Raw genomic sequence first — 21,466 nt, 5'->3', positions numbered from 1 at the left:
CACTGGTAGCCGCTTCGCCGCTGTCCGCTTTATCACTATCCACTTCACCATTATTCACTTCACCACTGCCCGCATCACCAAGGCCGGGCGCCCCGGGTTCGCTTCTCGGAATCGGGGCGCGCGGTGGCTGGCCGGGTTCACAGCTCAGGCGGCGAAGCTGTCACTCCGATCGCGGCAGAATTCGACGAACCGCTCGATCAACGGGCTGCGATACTTGTCGCGGTGCAGCACCAGGCTGAATTCGCGGGTCATTTCCAGCGCCAGTTCGATCTCGACCAGGCGACCATCGTTCAGGGCGTGACGCGCCTCCAGTGCGGACAGACACGTCAATCCGAGACCGGCCGCGGCGGCATTGATGATCGCCTCTGCCGAGTTGATCTCCAGGCTCAGCTCCCATTGCGGCAGCTGGGGCGCAATGAAGCGCATGAACTGTTCGCGAGTCCCCGAGCCCGGCTCTCGCAGCAGCCATCCGTAGTCCGCCAGCGCACCAACCGCCATCCTGCCCCGATGCGCCAATGGATGATCGGGGGCCGCCGCGATCAGCATCCGATCGCGCCGCCACGGCAGCACGTGGAAACGCTCTCCCGCTGCACGCCCCTCGATCATGCCGATATCGAGCTCGAACGCCTCCAGCGACGCACAGACTGCCGCGCTATTGGCGATGGTAACCCGTTGATCCCGATGCCCGGTCTCGAGACGAAAGTCCCTCAGCAGCGACGGCAGCAACTGATGACCGATCGTGTAGCTGGCACCGATATGCAGATGCCCGCCCAGGGCGTCGTTGTCGAACAGCTGCTCGATTGCCTCGCTGCGGGCCAGCAGTTCGTCCGCCATCGGCAACAGCCGGCGGCCCTGATCGTTGAGATGGAGTCGGTTGCGATGGCGATCGAAAAGCGTACGGCCGCACTGCTTCTCCAATTCGGCCAGCGCAATGCTGACTGCCGGCTTGGTCAGGAACAGCGTCGATGCCGCCGCCGTCAGCGTCCGCTCATGAGCCACCGCGACGAAGACCTGCAACTGACGAAAGGTGATCGCCATCGTTTCTCCTGATTGCCCGATTCGTGATCGCCCAATGCCTGAGCGTCCAATGCCTGATCGTCAAATCCCTGGTCGTTAATTTTTATAAAACGCCAAGTGAAGAAAGTTAAAATATAACGATAGCTCGAATTGCCATAAGGTGTCTCCATCGATTCGAGGAGAACCTCCATGCCCGCTATGTTTCAGCGACTCCAGACCGCCCCGACCCCGATGGCCGGCCTGGCGCTGGGCATCTCCAGCCTGGGCTGGAGCTGGGAAAGTTTCGCGCCGCTGGGCGGCGTGGCACAGCTGAGCGGCGCGACAATCGCCGCGATCCTGCTGCTGGTTCTCGGCGCCAAGTTCGTGTTTCACCCGCGTCTGCTCTGGGCGGATCTGGCGCATCCCGTCGTCGGTAGCGTCGTCCCGACCTTCGCCATGGCGCTGATGGTGGTGTCGAAAGCCGTAGGAGACTGGCTGCTGCCGGAGGCCGGCGTCGCCCTCTGGCTCGCCGCGGTGGTGCTTCACCTGAGTTTTTTCGCCGCTTTCGTCGTGCATCGGGCAAAGGCTTTCGAACTTCACCATATGGTGCCGGCCTGGTTCGTACCGCCGGTGGGGATCATCGTCGCCGATGTCGCGTTTCCGGGTCTCGCGGCGCTGCAGCCCCTGGCCATCGGTCTGCTCTACCTCGGCATGGGGCTCTACGCCATCCTGCTGCCGGTGATGATCTATCGGCTGATCTTCGCGCCGGAAATTCCCGACCCGGCCAAGCCGACCATCGCCATCATGGCGGCACCCGCGAGCCTGTCGCTGGCGGGATATCTCACCGTGATCACCGAGCCATCGCCGCTGTTGACCGCCCTGCTCGGCGGCATCGCGGTGCTGATGACCCTGATCATCTACCTGGCCTTCTTCAAGCTGCTACGGCTGCCCTACAGCCCGGGCTACGCCGCGTTCACGTTTCCCATGGTGATCGGCGCCACGGCGCTTTCGAAGACCGCCGGGTGGATGCAGGCCCACGGCTTCGACGCGCACGATATCGCCATCGTTCACGGCCTGGCGATACTGGAAGTGATCGTTGCCACCGCCATCGTCGGCTATGTCGCCCTGCGCTACCTCGGCTTCTATCTCCATGCCTGGCGCCAGAGCACGATGCCCCGCACAGTCTGAGGTGTTCCCTTTGCCGTAAATTGTCTGACGCGGCCTCTCTAATGACGAGCGCCTGATAACGAGCGCCTGATAACGAGTTCCGCATGACGGCATGGAAGAACCTGACGGCATGCGCCAGACTCAACGCATGCCGATTACCCGCTCTCCCCGTCCCTTTTCCGTCGCCGCCCGTCTTCGCTGGCAGCGTCTTGCCATCAGCCTGATGCTGGCGACGCTACCGTCGCTGACCCTGGCCAGTCCGCTGCCCGAAGCCACTCGCGCCGGCGCGATCCAACATGCCCGCGAGCTACCCCGCAGCCACACCCTGATGGTCGCCATCGACGGCAAAACCGTGATCGACGAAGGATTTCGCGGCCACGCCACCGACGAGACCGCCAACATCAAGTCGCTCTCCAAGACGCTGATCTCGGCGCTGGTGGGCGCGGCGATCGATCGCGGCGTGATCGAGAGCGTCGATCAGCCGATAGTCGAGTTGCTCGGCAATCGCGTCCCCGCCGATATCGATCCTCGCGTGAACAACATCACCGTCGGCAACCTGCTCTCGATGCAGGCCGGACTGGAGCGCACGTCCGGCAGCAACTACGGCGCCTGGGTCGCCAGCTCGAACTGGATTGCCGACGCGCTCGAGCGTCCCTTTGTCGCCGAGCCCGGCGGTCGCATGCTCTACTCCACCGGTAACAGCCATCTGCTTTCGGCCGCACTCACCGAAGTGATCGGCCGCAGCACGCTTTCGCTCGCGCGAGACTGGCTGGGCGCGCCGCTGAATTTCGCCATTCCGCCGTGGACACGCGACCCGCAAGGCATCTACTTCGGCGGCAACGAGATGGGGCTGACGCCGCAGGCGCTACTGCGTTTCGGCGAGATGTTTCGTCACAACGGTCAACTCGACGGCCAGCGCGTGCTTTCCGCCGACTGGATCGAGCGCTCGTGGCAGCCGCGCACGCGATCGTTCTTCAACGGTGACGATTACGGCTACGGCTGGTTCATCACCGAACTCGCCGGCGAACCGGTCTATTACGGCTGGGGCTATGGCGGCCAGTTGCTCTACATCGTGCCATCCCGAGCCATGACCGTGGTGATGACTTCCGATCCGACGCCGCCGTCCAGCGGCAGCGATTACCTGGACGACGTGGAGGCGCTGGTCGGCGATCTGATCGAGGCGACAGCGAATCACGACAACGAGGGCCCCAACTCGTGATCCAACCCCATCGCGATATCGAAAACTGGACGCTGACCACGCCCGCCGCTCGCTCGAGCCGAGGAGCCGTGGCTTCCCAGCATCGATTGGCGGCGCAGGCCGGCGCCGCGCAGCTCGACGCCGGCGGCAACGCCATCGATGCCATTGTCGCAACCGCCTACGCGCTCAATGCGGTCGAGCCGTGGATGAGCGGCCTCGGCGGTGCCGGCTTCATGGTGATCTGGCTGGCGAAGGAGCAGCGCGCGGTGGCGCTGGATTTCCAGGGCACGTTGCCCGACGATATGCGGCTCGAGGATTACCCGGTCGATCCGGCGCTACCGGCGACGCCGATGGGTTTTCCCGGCGTGGTCGACAACGCCAATACCGAAGGCTATCGCTCGATCACCGTGCCCGGTGCCGTGGCCGGGCTCGATCATGCGCTCTCGCGCTTCGGTTCCCGGTCGCGCAGTGACGTCATGACGCCAGCCATTCAGCTGGCCGAGCGCGGGCTGCACGTCGACTGGTTCACCAGCCTGCAGATTGGCGTCTGCGCGCGCACGCTGGCCCGCGATCCGATATCGGCATCGATCTATCTGCCCGGCGGCCACCCGGCGACGCCGGAGAGCCGGTTGCGAATCCCGAATCTGGCCGAGACGCTGGGCGAGATTGCCGAGGGCGGCGCCGAAACGTTCTATCGTGGTGCGCTGGCCGAACGGATCGTCTCCGATCTTCAGGCCGGCGGCTCGCGGATTTCCCGCGCGGATCTCGCCGCCTATGAGGTGTTCGAGTACGCGCCGATGGCCGCCGAGCACCGCGGCTATACGCTCTACACACCGGGCGAGGTTTCCGGCGGCCTGCGCCAGCGCGAGATGCTGGCATACGCACTCGAGGCGATGCCGACGCCACCGGAAAACCCGACGGCAGAAACCTGGCTCGCCTACGCCGAGGCGCTGGAGCATTGCTGGAAGCGGCACAAGATCCGCAACGGGGTCATCACGGAACAGGGCGCCTGCACCTCATCGATGTCGTCGGTGGACGCCGAGGGCAACATGGTGGCGCTCACCTATACCCTGCTCAACCGTTTCGGTTCCGGTGTCACGTTGCCCTCCACCGGGATGCTGATGAACGACAGCGTCAGCTACTTCGACCCGCGCCCCGGCTACCCCACCACCATGGAAGGCGGCAAGCGTATCAACTCGTCGAACATGTGCCCCACGGTGGCCGTGAAAGACGGCGAGGCGCGCTTCTCGGTGGGCGCTTCCGGCGGCAATCTGATCATGCCGGCGGTGACCCAGGTCGCCGCGCTGATGATGGACTTCGACATGAGTGTGGAGGATGCGATACATCATCCGCGAATCGATGCCAGCTATCGCGGCTCGGTCCGGGTCGATCCGCGCTTCGATCCGGCGACGCTGAAACGGCTGGGCGAACGTTTCGAACTGGAGATCGCCCAGCAGGTAGTGTTCCCCAAGCTCTACGCCTGTGTGTCGGCGGTATCGCGGAATCCGACCACGGGCGAATGCGTCGGCATCAACGACCCGACGCAACCCGTCGGCGGCGGTGCCGCGCCCGCGCCGTTTCACATCGAACCGCTCGGCGATGACGAGCCGGTCGTGCGCCCCTGATCACTACCAGGATTCCGAGATGTCCATCGTTGTCTCAATACCGGGTGTGGATAAAACAAACTGGTGGATCGAGCAGCTTCAGGCGCTGATGCCGAGTTGGACGATCCGCTCCATCGACGACCCCGGCGACGCCGACGCGGTGACCTATGCCGTGGTCTGGAAGCCGGCTGACGGGGCGTTCCTGCCCTTTGCCAATCTCAAGGCGATCGTGTCGTTGGGCGCGGGCATCGATCACGTGCTGGCCGATACGAAACTGCCTCGCCAGATACCGATCATTCGCACCGTGGGTACGGATCTGACCCAGCGCATGCGCGAGTACGTAGCCTTGCATGTGCTGAGCCACCATCGCGACATGCCGACGATCAGCGCCAACCAGCGCGCCCGGCAGTGGAAGCAGCTGGTCGTTCCGCCAGCGACGGATCGCCCCGTGGGCGTCATGGGGCTCGGCAACCTGGGGAGCGCAGCGGCTTCCACGCTTTCCGCGCTGGGTTTCGAGACGCTGGGCTGGTCACGCACGCAACGCGAGATCGAGGGCATAACGACCTTCGCCGGCGACGCCGAATTCGCAGCATTCCTCGGCCGCTGCGAGATTCTGGTCTGCCTGCTGCCGCTGACCGACGCAACGACGGGCATTCTTAACGCCGAGCTTTTCGCCAAGTTGCCGAAAGGCGCCAGCGTGATCAATGTCGGGCGCGGCCCTCATCTCGTCGACGACGACCTGCTCGCCGCGCTGGATAGCAGCCAGTTGAGTCACGCCACGCTGGACGTGTTCCATGTCGAACCGCTGCCGAGCGAGCATCCGTTCTGGTCGCACCCCAGGATCACGGTGACGCCTCACATCGCCTCGCTGATCGACGCGCCCACCGGCAGCCGGATCGTGGCCGCCAATATCGAACGCTTCGAGCGCGAGGGCAACGTACCCGATCTGGCCGATGCCGAACGCGGCTACTGAGCGGGTGAAGTCGACATCACTTGTTGCCGACAAGTTGCTAAACTGGCGGAACCAGTAATCAGGTATCGATCATCTCTCCACACGCGTGCCAAGGGGCCCCATGTCTAATAAAGAGACTAATAAAGAGACCAGTAAAGAGACCAGTAAAGAGACCAGCAAAAAAGACAACACCGCGAGTCGACGTAACATCAAATCCTGGTTGACCGACATGGATGGCGTCCTGGTCCACGAGAACAAGGCCATCCCTGGCGCATCGGAGCTGATCAATCAGTGGCGGGAGCGCGAGATCCCGTTTCTGGTGCTGACCAACAACTCGATCTACACCCCGCGGGATCTGAGCGCGCGCCTAAGGCAGAGCGGCCTGGAGGTTCCCGAGGACAAGATCTGGACCTCGGCACTGGCGACGGCCTCGTTCCTGCGTGATCAGGCGCCGGGCGGCTCGGCCTTCGTCGTTGGCGAGGCGGGGCTGACCACCGCGATTCACGAAGCCGGCTTCATCATGACCGATACCAAGCCGGACTACGTCGTGCTCGGTGAAACCCGCTCCTACTCGTTCGAGGCGATCACCAAGGCGATTCGGCTGATCCTGCAGGGCGCGCGCTTCATCTGCACCAACCCGGATGCCACTGGGCCAAGCCAGGAAGGCGTTCTGCCGGCTACCGGCGCCATCGCGGCGCTGATCACCGAGGCCACCGGGCGCAAGCCGTATATCGTCGGCAAACCCAACCCGATGATGTTCCGTTCGGCGCTGAACAAGCTCGGCGTCCACTCGGACGGCGCCGGGATGATCGGCGATCGCATGGATACCGATATCGTCGCCGGTATCGAAGCCGGCATGCACACGGTGCTGGTATTGAGCGGTATCGCCGATCAGGCCGAGATCGAACGCTATCCGTTCCGTCCCCGGGAGATCCTGTCGTCGGTGGCGGAGCTGGTGGACAAGTAGATCGACGGGCTGAGCCAGTGGATCAATCGATATTGACCTGACGGCGCCTCCGCCGTCAGGTCGATTCGGCCGCCAGCAGTTTCTCGCCCAGCAGGCGACCGTTCTCGAGACAGTCGCCCACTGCGATACCGCCACGCCAGTTACCCGCCAGGTGCAGCCCGGAATACGCCCGAAGCGCGTCATCCAGCGCCTCGATTCTCGCCAGATGACCGACTTCGTACTGCGGAATCGCCTGCGGCCAGCGTGTCACCTTCTGCCACACCGGTTCGCCGCGGATGCCCAACAGATCGCGCAGATCGCCGATTACCCGTGACACCTGTGTCGCATCGTCTCCGACTGCCGCTTCGGGACTCTGGCGACCGCCGATGAATACGTTGAGCAGCTTGTGGCCGGCTGGCGCGCGACCCTCGAACAGCGTCGACGAGAACAGTGCGCCCAGCGTTCGGCGTTTTTCGGCGCGCGGAATCAGCACGCCGAAACCATCCAGCGGGTGCGCGATATCCTGCTCGCGGAAACCCAGTGCGATGGCATTGACCGGCGGATAGGCGATGGCTGCCAGCGGCTTCGCCAGCCGCTCGTCCAGCGGGCGCAACAGCGCTGCCGCCACGGGCGCCGGCACCGCCAGCACCAGCGAACGGGCCCGCCATTGCCGGCCGTTGCGATCCTCGACGACCCACTGTTCGCCTTCGCGACGAATGCCGCGGATCTCGCAGCCGGTCTGAATTGTCGCGGTCGGCTGGGCGGTAATCCCCTCTGCCAGCCGGTCCGTCAGACGCTGCAGCCCCTGCGGAAAGCTGACCAGTTTGCCCCGCCATTCGACCGGTATCGGTGACGGATCGCGGCGCGCCTGACGCATCTTCTTGAGACCGCCAATGATCAGCGAGCGATGCTCCTGTTCCATCGCTGCCAGCCGTGGCATCGCGGCCTGAACCGAGAGACGCGCGGGGTCTCCGGCATAGACGCCGGAGACGAACGGATCGACCATGCGTCCGAGAATCCTTGGCCCCAGGCGGCGCGACACGAAAGCGGCCAGTGTCTCTTCCGATGCCGTCGAGCGGGCAATGAACGGCTCGCGAGCGAGCCGTGCCCAACCGCGCCAGCCGATGATCGGGCTGGTCAGCGCATCCAGCGGCTTCATCGGCAGCGCCACGGGCTGGCCGTTCAGCACCACGAAACGCTTGGTGCTTTCCGCATTGGCGGGCTGAGCTTCGCCAAGCAGGTCGAGCTCGTCGAGCAACGCATAGAGCGGCGGCTTCATGATCACGGTGTTGGGGCCGTGCTCGATCTGCCACTCGCCGTCCCGCTCGGTATGCAGATTGCCCCCGACCTGATCGTTGCTTTCGAGCAAGGTCACGTTCTGCCCGCGCTTGGCCAGCGTCCAGGCCGCCGCCAGCCCGGTCGCGCCAGCGCCGACGATCAAGGTATCGAGCGGGGTATCATCCCGAGCAGCGTCATCCCGAGAGGCGACATCCCGAGCATGGTCATCCCAAGCGGCATTCGTGGCGGGCGAGGAATCTGCGGCGTGGCTGGTCATGGCGACTCGTGCGGGGAAGTGTGTGATGCAGTCTACGCAGACCTCACCTCATCTGCATCCGGCCGGCGGGCGACGGCTTGCCGTCACGCCGGCCGGTCGAGAAGCTCAGGTGCCGGAAGGCGCGTCGGGCTGGCCCGGATGGCAGCCGGGCGCCGCCGGATAGCGACCGCAGTCCGGCTTCACCGCGGTTTCCTCGTGGGGCGTGCCGTCCGGTGCCCAATCGTAATCCACCAGCTGCGCGCGATAGACCTGATTGGTGACGTAGTCGTCCTCAGGCATCGATTTGCCGAAGAACGGGCTGACGTACTCCCACACGATCTCGCCTGCCGACGTGATCTGAAACAGACGGCCGTTCTGGCCCTCGTCGATCAGCGTATTGCCGTTGGGCAATCGACGCGCGCTCGAGATGAACGAACTGTAGAAGGTGTAAGGCGAGCGCCCGGACATGTCGCCGGAGTACTGCCAGACGATCTTGTCGCTGGTCGGATCGACCTCGATCACGCGGGACGAAGAGAAGAATCCTTGCTTCGACGGCGGGAAGCCCGCATTGCCTTGGTTGTCAAAGATCAGTAGGTTGCCGGCGCCCGACAAACCCTCCGGAATGATATGCGCATCGTGCGAGCCCACGGTCTGGTCGACCGGGCGCCCGAGCTTACCGGTCAGTTGCAGCGCGGGGAAATCCGGCCCCAGGCGCCAGACGATCTCGCCACTCTTGCGATCGACGATGAAAGTGACGTTGGCATTGCGCGAGTTGATCAGGATATTATCCGGCGCGAAGCGCTCGTCGCCGTCGTCATACCAGTGATTGGGCCCGACCGGCACCGCGGTATTCAGATGCAGGAAGTCCGGATCCTCGGAATCCTTGAGCGAGCGCAGCCGTTCGTCGGAGAAACCCATCTCATCAAGGTGGTCTCCGGCCGTCCAGGACCAGACGACCTTGCCGTCCGCATCGACCTCTTCCACCGCGTTGTCGATGATCTCGTAGTCGAAACCGTTGAGTTCCCGTATGCCGGCGGTCATCACCAGGTTGTTGCCGTTGGGCAGGCGGCGCATATCGTGATGCTGATAGACCGGGTCCTGCTGACTGCCCCACTGCCATTTCACCTCACCGTCCCAGTTCACTTCCGCGACCGAGGCGTTGGTCAGCCCGTTACCGGGACTGGCATGTTCAGGCAGTTTTTCGGCCCGCGCCAGCTGCACCAGCAGATGGCCCTTTTCGCCATCGGCCTGATCGGCGGAGAGCGGGATCGGAGGAAAACCTTCGTAGTCCCAGCGGTGAACCTCGTTGCCGTTCATGTCGATCAGGTGCGTCTTGAGATCGCCGCCGGGAAACAGCACGAAACCGTTGTAGGCCCGCTCGGGATCGTAATAGGTGGTACCGGTCGGGAAACTGCTGGGCAAGGCAATGGCTGCGGTCGCCACGGTCGTCAACATGGCACCCAGTAATACCGAAACGGATCTTGCTCGTGACATCATCGCTCGTCGCTCCTTCGTCGAGTCCCGCCGTGCGCGGGTGTGGCCGGCACTGCGGTATCGGCGAAATCCACTTGGCCGATGATGAAAGTCGTTGATCGCCATCGGCTTTACGATAGATCTTTAAGAGAGATCTTTACATAAGACCCTCGCGACGGCATTTCTCTCCCGGACCCGGAAACGTTTCGCGCCTACGCGGCGCCCGGGAGTAATCCGGCGAACTCGGCGCTGGTCATCGGCTTGGAGAACATCGGGTAGTCGTAGGCGATGGCGGCATCGTGCTCGGCTTCGCTGGTGGCGGCGACGGCATCGGTCAGCGTCAGCACCTCGAAACCCTTCTCGTAGCCCGAGCGCATGGTCGATTCGACGCAGCAGTTGGTCAGGAAACCGGCCAGGGCGATCGTTTCGATACGCTTGCTGCGCAGGATGAAGTCGAGGTTGGTCGAGGCGAAGGTGTCCAGGCCGCGCTTGCCTTCGATGACGATGTCACCGGGCTGCGGCGTAAGTGCCTCGCAGATTTCGGCACCCCATTCACCTTTGACGAAGGCCTTGCCGTCGACGACACCCGCCAGAATACCGTAGGGTCGGGCCGTGATCTCGCCGTACCCCGATGCGAACTGGATCGGCGCATGGAGAATGCTGACGCCCGCGGCACGCGCTCTGGCGACCAGATCCCGGGTCTTGGCCAGCATGTCATTGCCCGCCATCACGCCTTTCACGGCGTCGTGAAGCGCACCGCCTTCAGAGGTGAAATCGTTCTGGAATTCGATCAGTACCAGGGCGGTCTTGATCGGATCAATGCGCTGGGGAAGGGCGGATGTCATGGGGGGAAGCTCCTGAAAGGGAATGGACTCGCTGTCGTTTAGCGTAGCCCAAACCCGGTCAGGGAGCGGTAGTGCAGCGAACGCTAGCCGTATACGCCCTGGCTGCGCAGATAGTCGTCGTAGTTGCCGCTGAAATCGACGATGCCGTCCTCTTTCATCTCGATGATTCTGGTGGCCAGCGAGCCGACGAATTCACGGTCGTGGCTGACGAAGATCAGCGTGCCGGGATAGTTGTCCAGTGCCAGGTTGAGCGCCTCGATCGATTCCATGTCGAGGTGGTTGGTGGGCTCATCCATCACCAGCACGTTGGGCTTCTGCAGGATCAGCTTGCCGAACAGCATCCGCCCCTGCTCGCCGCCGGAGATCACCTTGACCGACTTGCCGATGTCATCGTTGGAGAACAGCATCCGACCCAGCGCACCGCGAACGGTCTGCTCGCCCTCGGTGGTCCACTGGCGCATCCAGTCGAACAGCGTCTCCCCGCTTTCGAAGTCGGCGGCGTGGTCCTGGGCGAAGTAACCCACTTCCGCTGCGTCGGTCCACTTCACCTCGCCGGCATCCGGCGTCATCGTACCGACCAGGCAATTGAGCAGCGTGGTCTTGCCGATGCCGTTGGGGCCGATGATCGCCACCCGTTCGCCGGCTTCGATCTGCAGGCCCAGGCGATCGAACAGTACGTTGTCACCCCACGCCTTGGAGAGTTTCTCCGCCGTCAGCGCATGGCGATGGATCTTCTTGGTCTGCTCGAAACGGATGAACGGGCTGACCCGCGACGACGGCTTGACCTCGTCGAGCTGGATCTTGTCGATCTTGCGCTGACGCGATGTCGCCTGCTTGGCCTTGGAGGCGTTGGCCGAGAAACGGCTGACGAACTGCTGCAGCTCGGCGATTTCGGCCTTCTTCTTGGCGTTTTCGGAGTGCAGGCGCTCGCGGGCCTGGGTCGCGGCGATCATGTACTCGTCGTAATTGCCCGGGAACAGCCGCAGCTCGCCGTAGTCGAGATCCGCCATATGGGTGCAGACGCTGTTCAGGAAATGACGATCGTGAGAGATGATGATCATCGTCGAGCTACGCGCCCGTAAAATGTCTTCCAGCCAGCGGATGGTGTTGATATCCAGATGGTTGGTGGGCTCGTCGAGCAGCAGCACGTCGGGATCGCTGAACAGCGCCTGTGCCAATAGCACCCGCAGCTTCCAGCCCGGCGCCACCACGCTCATCAGCTGAGTGTGCTGTTCGAGCGGAATGCCCAGCCCCAGCAGTAGTTCGCCGGCGCGGGACTCGGCGGTATAACCCTCGAGTTCGGCGAAGCGCACTTCCAGATCGGCGACCTTCATGCCGTCCTCGTCGCTCATCGCCGCCTGAGAGTAGATCCGCTCGCGTTCAGCGGCCACCTCCCACAGCTCCTCGTGCCCCATGATCACGGTATCGATCACCCGCTCGTTCTCGAACGCGAACTGATCCTGGCGCAGTTTACCCAGCCGCGTAGTGGCGTCCTTCATCACCTGGCCGCCGCTTGGCTCCAGGTCGCCCCCCAGAATCTTCATGAAGGTGGACTTGCCGCAGCCGTTGGCGCCGATCAAGCCGTAGCGATGGCCACCGCCGAATTTGACGGAAACGTTCTCGAACAGCGGCTTGGGGCCAAACTGCATGGTGATGTTGGCAGTAGAGAGCACAGCGGGGAATCTCGCGGGAAAGGGCGTGAATGAAACGACGACAGAATGAAAAGACGACAGAATGAAAAGACGAAAGCCGAGACTGGCGCTCGGCTTTCGTCTGGGACGTTCGTCGTAGACAGATTATACGCGGATGCGGCGCTCGCTCATACGTCAGGCGCAAAATGATTGCCGCCTCGGCCTCCTGCAGCCGGCGTATCACTCACCGCGGGGGAAGCGCTGGGACTCCTCGACGATGTTGAGATCCATGTGGTTGCGCATGTAGCGCTGGGAAGCGTCCTGCAACGGCTGGTGATCCCACGGATAGTAGTGCCCGTTGCGCAGCGCTTCGTAGACGATCAGCCGCTGTGCCTGGCTTTCGCGAACCTCGGCGTCGAAACGCTGCATGTCCCAGCGCTCGCGGACCTTGGCCTGGAATTCCGCCAGCGTCTCAGCGTAGTCCGGGTCGTCGGCCAGATTGCGGGTCTCGTGCGGATCGGCCTCAAGATCGAACAGCTGCGGCGGGTCGATCTCGCAGTGGTTGAACTTCCACTGGCCTTCGCGAATCGTCACCAGCGGCGCCTGGGTGCCCTCGGCGGCGTACTCCATGTAGACCGGCGTCTCGCGGCTGCCACCTCGCGCCAGCGGCAGCAGCGACTCGCCATCGGTCCAGGGTTCGACTTCGGAGAGATCGATGCCCACCAGATCGGCCAGCGTGGCATTGATGTCGATGGTCGATACCGGCGCCTTGACCGAGCGCGGTTCGAGGCCCGGCGCGGCAATCATCAGCGGCACTCTGGAGGAGCCTTCGAACGGGCTCATTTTGAACCACAGCCCCTTCTCGCCAATCATGTCGCCGTGATCGGAGCAGACCACGATGATGGTGTTTTCGAGCATCCGGGTCCGTTCCAGCACGTCCAGGATCGAACCGACCTTGTCATCGATATAGGAAATATTGGCGAAATAACCACGCCGTGCCCGACGCACGTCTTCCGGCTGGATATCAAACTTGGTGTAGTCGTTGGCCTCGAAGACCCGCTGACTGTGCGGATCGAGTTCGTCGAAGGGCACCACGTCCTGCTCCGGATCGAGATGCTCGCAGTCTTCGTACAGATCCCAGAATTTGCGCCGCGTGACATAAGGGTCGTGCGGGTGGGTGAAGCTCACGCACATCGACCACGGACGCGCGTCATGCCCGCGGGAGAGATCGAACAGTTTCTGCTCGGCGTGGAAGGCGACTTCGTCGTCGTACTCCATCTGGTTGGAGATCTCGGCGACGCCAGCTCCGGTGACCGAGCCCAGATTGTGATACCACCAGTCGATGCGCTCGCCGGGCTTGCGATAGTCCGGCGTCCAGCCGAAGTCGGCGGGATAGACATCGGTGGTCAAACGCGTCTCGAAACCGTGCAACTGATCCGGACCGACGAAATGCATCTTGCCAGAGAGACAGGTCGAGTAGCCGGCGCGACGCAGGTGATGGGCCCAGGTCGGCACCGCTGAACGGAACTCGGCGGCGTTGTCGTAGACGCCGGTACGCGACGGCAACTGGCCCGACATGAAGGCCGCACGGCCCGGCGCGCACAGATAGCTCGGCGTATAGGCGTTGCTGAAATTGACCGATCGTTTGGCCAGCTTCTTGAGATTGGGCGCGTGCAGAAAGTCCGCCGGCCCGTCCTGAAACAACGTGCCGTTCACCTGGTCGGCCATCAGTACCAGAATATTGGGTCGCGTCATGCGTCCTCCTGCGTCGTTGAATTTGTCGTTCGAGATAGGCTCCAGCTTGCGCGCCGGGAACGAATCAGTGCAAACGATCAATTCGACGCCTGAGGCCAAGCGAAGCTTGGGCTGAACGTTCCATCACTCATTCGAGCGCAGCCCCTGACAGCAGGAAGTGACGCCGCAGGGTCGAAGAAAAACAGGCATCCACAAAAAAGCCCCACCGAACGGATCGGTAGGGCTCTTTCACCAACGGCACCAGGCCATCGGCTGTCGCTAGCACCGCCAGAAGCGGCGGCTCAGCGATTTAGCGACGCAGGCCAAGCTTCTTGATCAACGCCTGATAGCGTTCGAAGTCCTTGCCCTTGAGGTAGTCCAGCAGTTTACGACGCTGGTTAACCATGCGGATCAGGCCACGACGAGAGTGGTGATCCTGCTTGTGATCCTTGAAGTGACCCTGCAGACCGTCGATGTTGGCGCTCAGCAGTGCGACCTGGACTTCCGGGGAACCGGTGTCGCTTTCGCCCTGACCAAATTCCTTGACGATCTCGGCCTTCTTTTCAGCAGTTAGTGCCATGAAAAACTCTCCAGCAAGCAATATGCCTGAATGATGAATGTCGGAGACCACGCATATTTGCAGCCTCCCGGTTAACCGTCACGAAGACGGGCGCATCGAAGCGATGCTGACAGCATGTCCGTCTGGCCCCAAAAGGCTCAGCTCGGTTCCGCTGCTGTCGTGTCGACCAGACGTCGAGGAGTCACTTCCCCCGGCGCGGTCATCTCGACCAATCCCAGAAAGGATTCGTCGCGATAGAGTCTTGCGGTTGCTCCCGGTGCCAATTGGCTTTCCGGTACCGCCGCCCGCTGACCCAGAAGCAGGCTATGGGCCACGCTTTCCGCGACCTCGAGCGTCGGAAGATGGGCGAGCATGACATCGACCGGCAATAGCTGCGCCAGTCGCTGTTCGTCGCTCATCGCCTCGAGTGCCTCGAAGGATAGCCGCCCTTCACTGCCGAACGGTCCTGTTTCCAGACGCTCCAGCGCGGTGATGTGGGCGCCGAAACCCAGTTCGGCTCCGATATCCTCGGCCAGCGTCCGAATGTAGGTGCCCTTGCTGCAACGAACCTGCAACCAAAGACCATCGGGCTCCCAGCCGAGCGGGCGCATATCATATATCGTCACGCGTCGCGGCGCACGTTCAACCGTTTCGCCCTGACGCGCAAGCTCGTAGAGTTTGCGCCCCTGATGCTTCAGCGCCGAATACATCGGCGGGATCTGCTCGATCTCGCCGCGGAAACGTTCGAGAGCGGCTTCGACCGCGTCATGATCCAGTCTCGAAGGCAGCGACCGGCGCTCAACCACTTCACCTTCTGCATCACCGGTGGCAGTCACTTCACCGAATTTGATTCGGGTACGGTAGACCTTGTCGGCTTCGAGCAGGTGAGCGGAGAACTTGGTCGCCTCCCCCAGGCAAACCGGCAACAAGCCGGTTGCCATCGGGTCCAGCGTGCCGGTGTGACCCGCCTTGCGTGCCTGAAACAACCGCTTGGCACGCTGGAGCGCATGATTGCTCGATACGCCCTTGGGCTTGTCGAGCAGCAGCACGCCATTGATGGGCAACCCCTTACGACGCCGAGCCATCAGCGCGACTCTCCATCCTCTTTCCGAGACTCGCTGTCATGAGCCTCGTCTTCCAGAGTGTCTTCTTCGCGAGTGTCGTCTTCGAGAGCCCTGTCTGCCGGAGTCACCTCACCGCCTTCCGGCGGACGGTCCCTGCCGACGGCTTCATCGATCAGGGCCGACAGCTTGTGCCCGCGTACCACGCTTTCATCGTAGTGAAAACGTAGCTCGGGGACGTGACGCAGCTTGATCCGACGCGCGATCTGGGAGCGCAGAAACCCGGCCGCCCGCTTGAGCACGGCCATGTTTTCCTTGACCCGCTCCGGATCGTTCTCGCCCAGCAGCGTCACGTAGATATCGGCGTAACCCAGATCGCGACTGACCGTCACCGAGCTGACCGTGACCATCCCCAGACGCGGATCCTTGATCTCGCGCTGGATCAGAACGGCCAGCTCCTGCTGCAGCTGGTCGGCGACCCGGTCGGTTCGTTTGAATTCGCGCATCGTTGCCTCTCGAGATCCCGCAAGCGCCTATGTCGTAAAACTCAGGCACCCGCGGGATCCTGTCACTTACAGGGTACGCTCGACCTTGACCTGATCGAAGACCTCGATCTTGTCACCGACCTGGACGTCGTTGTAGTTCTTGACGCCGATACCGCACTCCATGCCGTTGCGCACTTCGTTGACGTCATCCTTGAAGCGACGCAGGGATTCCAGCTCGCCTTCGTAGATGACCACGTTGTCGCGCAGGACACGGATCTTCTTGTTGCGGTGAACGGAGCCCTCGACGACCATACAGCCGGCGATGGCACCGATCTTCGGCGCTTTGAACACATCGCGCACTTCGGCAATACCGACGATCTCTTCTTTCCACTCCGGTGCCAGCATGCCACTCATGGCCTGCTTGACCTCGTCGATCAGCTGGTAGATGACGCTGTAATAGCGCAGATCCAGCCCTTCACGTTCGACGATTTCGCGAGCGGAGGCGTCGGCACGGACGTTGAAGCCGACCAGAATCGCTTCACTGGCGAGCGCCAGGTTAGCGTCGGTTCCGGTGATACCGCCGACCCCGGAGGAGACGACCGCGACCTGAACTTCGTCGGTGGAGAGTTCTTCCAGTGCGCCACGGATCGCTTCCAGCGAGCCCTGCACATCGACCTTGAGGACGACGTTGACCTTGGCGACATCGCCTTGGCCCATCTGGCTGAACATGTTCTCCAGCTTGGCCTTCTGCTGCCGTGCGAGACGAACTTCGCGGTACTTGCCCTGGCGGAAGTTGGCGATTTCACGCGCCTTCTTCTCGTCGGTGAGCACCATGAAGTCTTCGCCGGCTTCCGGCGTACCGTCGAGACCCTGGATCTCGACCGGCATGGCCGGGCCCACCGACTCGACCTGCTTGCCGAGTTCGTTGGTCAACGCCCGGACACGACCGTAATGCAGGCCGGCGAGGACGATATCGCCACGCTTGAGCGTACCGTTCTGTACCAGCACCGTTGCCACCGGACCGCGGCCCTTGTCGAGGCGCGATTCGACCACCACACCCTTGCCGGGCGCTTCGGGAACGGCCTTGAGCTCGAGCACTTCGGAAACCAGCAGTACCGCTTCGAGCAGCTGATCGATGCCGTCACCGGTTTTCGCCGAGACCGACACGAACTGGGTATCGCCGCCCCACTCTTCGGAAATCACGCCGTGCTGAGACAGCTCGTTGCGAATCCGATCGAGATCGGCGCCTTCCTTGTCGATCTTGTTGATCGCGACGACCAGCGGCACGTTGGCGGCCTTGGCGTGCTCGACGGCTTCGACCGTCTGCGGCATGACACCATCGTCCGCCGCGACGACCAGGATGACGACGTCGGTAGCCTGGGCACCACGAGCACGCATGGCGGTAAACGCTGCGTGACCCGGGGTATCCAGGAAAGTGACGCCACCATGTTCGCCTTCGACGTGGTACGCCCCGATGTGCTGGGTGATACCCCCGGCTTCGCCAGTCGCGACCTTGGTCCGACGGATGAAGTCGAGCAGCGAAGTCTTGCCGTGGTCGACGTGACCCATGACGGTCACGACCGGCGAACGGGTGATCTCGTCGCCTTCATAGGAGATGCCTTCGAGCACTGCGGTCTCGAGCGCATCTTCCTTGACCAGCTTCGGCTTGTGCCCCATCTCCTCGACCACGATCGCGGCAGTGTCCTGATCGATGGTCTGGTTGATGGTGACCGCCGCGCCCATGTTGAACATGGCCTTGATCACTTCGTTGGCCTTGACCGACATCTTGTCCGCCAGCTCGGCAACGCTGATCGACTCCGGCAGTGCGACTTCGCGCACGATCGGCTGAGTCGGACGCTGGAAGCCGTGCTCGTTGTCGCTGCGACCGCGGCGACTGCCGCGACGCTCGGCACGCTTGACCTTCTTGGCACCGGTACCGCGACGACGCTCGGAGCGATCATCATTGTCGTCACGACGTCCGCGGCGACCCTGATCACGCTCCTTGTCCTTCTTCGGATGGGCGCGACGATTCTCGGTACGCGGTTCCTTGGGCGGCGCCTCGACGAACGGCTGACTGTTGGAAGTCGGCTCGTTGTCCTCGACCTGCGGCTCCTGAGAAATGTCTGCACCTGGCGCCTGCGGCTCGGGAGCCGGTGCGGCGGCCTTGTTGGAGACCTCCTGGCCGGCACTTTCCTGAACCGACTCGTTGGCCACCTCGGCGCTGGACTGCTGGTCAGCCTGCTGCTGCGCCTGGTCGGCCATGTCGCCAACCAGCTGACGCGGCCCGCTCTCCTCGGCCGGTGCTTCCTCGACCGGTTCCGCATCCCGTTTGACGTAGGTCCGCTTCTTGCGCACCTGCACCTCGATGGTCTTGCCGCGCTCGCCCGAACGGATCTTGCTACGGGTGTTGCGCGTCAAGGTGATGCGATTGCGCGGGCCGCGGCCACCACCGTGACTCTTGGTCAGGTGATCGAGCAGACGTTGCTTGTCTTCTTCGGAGACCGCGTCGCTTTCTTTCTGATGCGGCAAACCCGCATCTTTCATCTGTTCCAGCAAGCGGGACACATCGCGTCCCACCTTGCCGGCAAACTCTTCTACGGTCATGTCTGACATTACGACCCTCCTGAACCCGTGACCACGTTACTCTTCGCTCTGAAACCAAGGCGCACGGGCAGTCATGATCAGTGCCGCTGCGCGCTCCTCGTCCACGTCTTCGATATCCTTCAAATCCTCGATGGACTGTTCTGCGAGGTCCTCCATGGTGACGATGCCACGGCTGGCAAGAATGAAAGCCAGGTGGCGGTCCATGCCGTCCATCGTGAGAAGGTCTTCGGCGGGCTGAGCGCCATCCAGCTGCTCTTCCGACGCGATGGCCAAGTTGAGAAGCTCATCCTTGGCTCGTGCACGAAGTTCCTCGACCAGATCCTCATCGAACTCTTCGATCTCCAGCATCTCTTCGAGCGGCACATAGGCCAGCTCTTCGATCGTCGTGAACCCTTCCTCGACCAGGATACGGGCAACGTCTTCGTCGATCTCAAGATGGTTGATGAAATATTCGACCAGGCTGTCGACTTCCTGCTCGCGTTTACCCTCGGCTTCATCGACGGTCATGACGTTGAGCGTCCAGCCCGTCAACTCGCTGGCGAGCCTGACGTTCTGTCCGCTACGACCGATGGCCTGAGCGAGGTTGTCTTCGCCAACGGCGACGTCCATCGAATGGGCGTCCTCGTCGACGAGGATGGAAGCGACTTCCGCCGGCGCCATGGCATTGATCACCAACTGCGCAGGGTTGTCGTCCCATAATATGATGTCCACGCGCTCGTTACGCAGCTCGTTGGACACCGCTTGCACGCGTGAACCACGCATGCCGACACAGGCACCGACCGGATCGATGCGCCTGTCATTGGTCTTGACCGCGATCTTGGCACGCGCACCCGGGTCCCGGGCGGCCCCCTTGATCTCGATCAATTGTTCGGCAATTTCCGGCACTTCGATCTTGAACAGCTCGACCAGTACACCCGGCTTGGTCCGCGACAGAATCAGCTGAGAGCCGCGTGCTTCCGCATCGACCTTCCACAGCAGCGCGCGCACCCGCTCGTTCATGCGGTAACGCTCGCCGGGAATCATCTCGCCTCGCGGCAGAAACCCTTCGGCATTCTCGCCAAGGTCAATGATCAGGCCATCACGTGTCGTTTTCTTGACGATACCCGCCACCAGCTCACCTTCCCGCTCGGTGTACTGCTTGACGATCTGGGCCCGCTCGGCCTCGCGCACCTTCTGCACGATGACCTGCTTGGCGGTCTGGGCGGCGATCCGTCCGAACGCCACCGACTCGACCTGATCTTCGATGACATCGCCTGCTGCCAGCGGGGGCTCGCGTTTTTCCGCCTCGGACAGCGGCACTTCGCGATCTTCACTGAGATACTCTTCGTCTTCGACCACGACCCAGCGGCGGAAAGTATCGTACTCGCCGGTGCGGCGATCAATCTGAACGCGAATGCTGACGTCCTGGCCTTCGAAACGCTTGCGCGACGCGCTGGCCAACGCCGCCTCGACCGCCTCGAAAATGACGTCTCGGGGCACGCTCTTCTCATTGGAGATGGCGTCAACGACCAGCAGTATCTCTTTGCTCATGGCTATGCCTCGCCGAAAAACCGGTTCTTGATCTCGAATAACTGAGTCGGTCTCGAATGAATGAGTCAGTCTCGAATGTCAGTCTCGAACAACTGGATTATCGAATAACAGGTGATCGAAATCAGTCGTCGAACTGCGGGACGACGCGAGCCTGATCGATGCTTTCGATGGGAAAGCAGTATTCTTCCGAGTCCATGTGCAGCAGCACTTCGTCGCCGTCGATACCGGCCAAGCGCCCCTGAAACTTGCGCCGACCATCAAACGCGGTGCGTAGCTTGAGCTGCACCACCTGGCCGCGAAAGCGCGAAAAATGATCAAGCGTATAAAGTGGGCGATCGAGTCCTGGAGAGGAAACCTCCAGGCTGTAATTGCCCGGGATGGGATCTTCGACATCCATGACGCCGCTGATCTGGCGACTGACGCCAGCGCAATCATCGACCGAGATGCCGTTGGGGCTATCGATATAGACCATCAGCTTGGAGTGCTTACCCTGAGCCAGATAATCGAGGCCCCACAGCTCGAAGCCCATGGCGGTAACCACCGGCTCGATGAGCGCATACAGTGCTGCGTCCTTGGTGACCACAAACGACTCCTACAGCAGTTGCATCAGGCACCTGACCGGGAGTTGAGAGACATGCAAGGTGCTAGGTGGCTGACTGGCATTGGCGTCAGCAGCGACGTCGACAACGACAACACGTTGAAAACGACAGAGCCGCTAACAAAAAGCCCCTTCTCAGGAAGGGGCCTTTCAAAAAACTTGGTAGCGGGGACCGGATTTGAACCGATGACCTTCGGGTTATGAGCCCGACGAGCTACCAGACTGCTCCACCCCGCAACATCAGGTTGGCGATTATAGAAACGACCTTGAGATGGGTCAAGGAAGGCCGTGATATCGCCCGATTCTTTTTACCGACATCGGCAAGCGGAATCGTCTTGCTGGAACTCTTGCTTTATCGCCCGACTCACCGAATCGGTAAGCTTGGCGATGGTGCCGAAGGCGGGACTTGAACCCGCACGACCACAAGGTCACTACCCCCTCAAGATAGCGTGTCTACCAATTCCACCACTTCGGCATCAGGGGTGTGTAGCGCCTAAGCGCTACACCAATCTCGCCACATCTACGGGTCTAGCTAAACGTAGCGAGTTT

General features: G+C 62.3%; 17 protein-coding genes and 2 tRNA genes. 5 read left to right on the top strand and 14 right to left on the bottom strand.

Translation table 11 applies throughout. The annotated features are described in order from the left end of the window. Positions 1-144: 144 nt before the first annotated feature. Entirely contained in the window at positions 145-1,038 is an 894-nt protein-coding gene (locus BTW08_RS00360) for a LysR substrate-binding domain-containing protein (protein ID WP_075560522.1), read from the bottom strand. Between the two features lie 168 nt (positions 1,039-1,206). Here BTW08_RS00360 and BTW08_RS00355 point away from each other — a divergent pair, with 168 nt between their 5' ends. The 5 genes from BTW08_RS00355 (at position 1,207) to BTW08_RS00335 (ending at position 6,884) form a co-directional block, all read left to right on the top strand. Continuing rightward, on the top strand, positions 1,207-2,184 hold the full coding sequence (locus BTW08_RS00355; RefSeq protein ID WP_075560521.1) for a TDT family transporter: 978 nt from the start codon (positions 1,207-1,209) through the stop codon (positions 2,182-2,184). 91 nt (positions 2,185-2,275) lie between these two features. Beyond that, complete coding sequence (locus BTW08_RS00350; RefSeq protein ID WP_246837610.1) at positions 2,276-3,382, top strand: serine hydrolase; 1,107 nt, start codon at positions 2,276-2,278, stop codon at positions 3,380-3,382. Beyond that, complete coding sequence (locus BTW08_RS00345) at positions 3,379-4,986, top strand: gamma-glutamyltransferase (RefSeq protein ID WP_083627603.1); 1,608 nt, start codon at positions 3,379-3,381, stop codon at positions 4,984-4,986. The genes BTW08_RS00350 and BTW08_RS00345 overlap by 4 nt, the downstream gene beginning before the upstream one ends. Before the next feature lie 19 nt (positions 4,987-5,005). Continuing rightward, positions 5,006-5,938 (top strand): glyoxylate/hydroxypyruvate reductase A, encoded by a 933-nt coding sequence (locus BTW08_RS00340; protein ID WP_075560520.1) that lies wholly within the window; start codon positions 5,006-5,008, stop codon positions 5,936-5,938. Positions 5,939-6,038: 100 nt separating this feature from the next. Continuing rightward, positions 6,039-6,884: an HAD-IIA family hydrolase gene (locus BTW08_RS00335; protein ID WP_083627602.1), complete on the top strand. Its 846-nt coding sequence runs from the start codon at positions 6,039-6,041 to the stop codon at positions 6,882-6,884. A gap of 55 nt (positions 6,885-6,939) precedes the next feature. On the opposite strand, the gene hemG is transcribed toward BTW08_RS00335, so the two are convergent. From hemG to BTW08_RS00270, 13 genes are all read right to left on the bottom strand, one after another. Continuing rightward, positions 6,940-8,418 (bottom strand): protoporphyrinogen oxidase, encoded by a 1,479-nt coding sequence (gene hemG, locus BTW08_RS00330; protein WP_075560518.1) that lies wholly within the window; start codon positions 8,416-8,418, stop codon positions 6,940-6,942. A gap of 105 nt (positions 8,419-8,523) precedes the next feature. Then, positions 8,524-9,891, bottom strand: coding sequence for an aryl-sulfate sulfotransferase (locus BTW08_RS00325; protein ID WP_210403156.1), 1,368 nt, complete (start codon positions 9,889-9,891; stop codon positions 8,524-8,526). Between the two features lie 191 nt (positions 9,892-10,082). Continuing rightward, positions 10,083-10,715, bottom strand: coding sequence for a cysteine hydrolase (locus BTW08_RS00320; protein WP_075560516.1), 633 nt, complete (start codon positions 10,713-10,715; stop codon positions 10,083-10,085). 83 nt (positions 10,716-10,798) lie between these two features. Beyond that, positions 10,799-12,388, bottom strand: a complete 1,590-nt coding sequence (locus BTW08_RS00315; RefSeq protein WP_075560515.1) for an ABC-F family ATPase — start codon at positions 12,386-12,388, stop codon at positions 10,799-10,801. A gap of 198 nt (positions 12,389-12,586) precedes the next feature. Next, positions 12,587-14,101: a choline-sulfatase gene (gene betC, locus BTW08_RS00310; protein ID WP_075560514.1), complete on the bottom strand. Its 1,515-nt coding sequence runs from the start codon at positions 14,099-14,101 to the stop codon at positions 12,587-12,589. A gap of 289 nt (positions 14,102-14,390) precedes the next feature. After that, positions 14,391-14,660: a 30S ribosomal protein S15 gene (gene rpsO, locus BTW08_RS00305; RefSeq protein WP_075560513.1), complete on the bottom strand. Its 270-nt coding sequence runs from the start codon at positions 14,658-14,660 to the stop codon at positions 14,391-14,393. Between the two features lie 137 nt (positions 14,661-14,797). Further along, positions 14,798-15,724: a tRNA pseudouridine(55) synthase TruB gene (gene truB, locus BTW08_RS00300; RefSeq protein ID WP_075560512.1), complete on the bottom strand. Its 927-nt coding sequence runs from the start codon at positions 15,722-15,724 to the stop codon at positions 14,798-14,800. Further along, positions 15,724-16,206 carry a 30S ribosome-binding factor RbfA gene (rbfA, locus tag BTW08_RS00295; RefSeq protein ID WP_075560511.1) on the bottom strand — a complete coding sequence of 161 codons (483 nt, stop codon included), beginning with the start codon at positions 16,204-16,206 and terminating at the stop codon, positions 15,724-15,726. Before rbfA ends, truB begins: the two co-directional genes overlap by 1 nt. Positions 16,207-16,272: 66 nt before the next feature. Beyond that, positions 16,273-18,798 (bottom strand): translation initiation factor IF-2, encoded by a 2,526-nt coding sequence (gene infB / locus BTW08_RS00290; RefSeq protein ID WP_075560510.1) that lies wholly within the window; start codon positions 18,796-18,798, stop codon positions 16,273-16,275. Between the two features lie 27 nt (positions 18,799-18,825). Next, the gene (nusA, locus tag BTW08_RS00285; protein ID WP_075560509.1) at positions 18,826-20,319 is read right to left on the bottom strand and encodes a transcription termination factor NusA; all 1,494 of its coding nucleotides are present in this window, start codon (positions 20,317-20,319) and stop codon (positions 18,826-18,828) included. A gap of 121 nt (positions 20,320-20,440) precedes the next feature. After that, complete coding sequence (gene rimP / locus BTW08_RS00280) at positions 20,441-20,902, bottom strand: ribosome maturation factor RimP (RefSeq protein ID WP_075560508.1); 462 nt, start codon at positions 20,900-20,902, stop codon at positions 20,441-20,443. Between the two features lie 175 nt (positions 20,903-21,077). Then, positions 21,078-21,154 (bottom strand) — tRNA-Met (locus BTW08_RS00275). A 151-nt stretch (positions 21,155-21,305) separates the two neighbouring features. Beyond that, positions 21,306-21,392, bottom strand: a tRNA-Leu gene (locus BTW08_RS00270). Positions 21,393-21,466 lie beyond the last annotated feature (74 nt).

Origin of the sequence: Salinicola sp. MH3R3-1 (assembly GCF_001937155.1) — a bacterium.
GTDB classification, from domain to species: domain Bacteria; phylum Pseudomonadota; class Gammaproteobacteria; order Pseudomonadales; family Halomonadaceae; genus Salinicola; species Salinicola halophyticus.
This window is presented reverse-complemented; position numbering and strand designations above follow the sequence as displayed.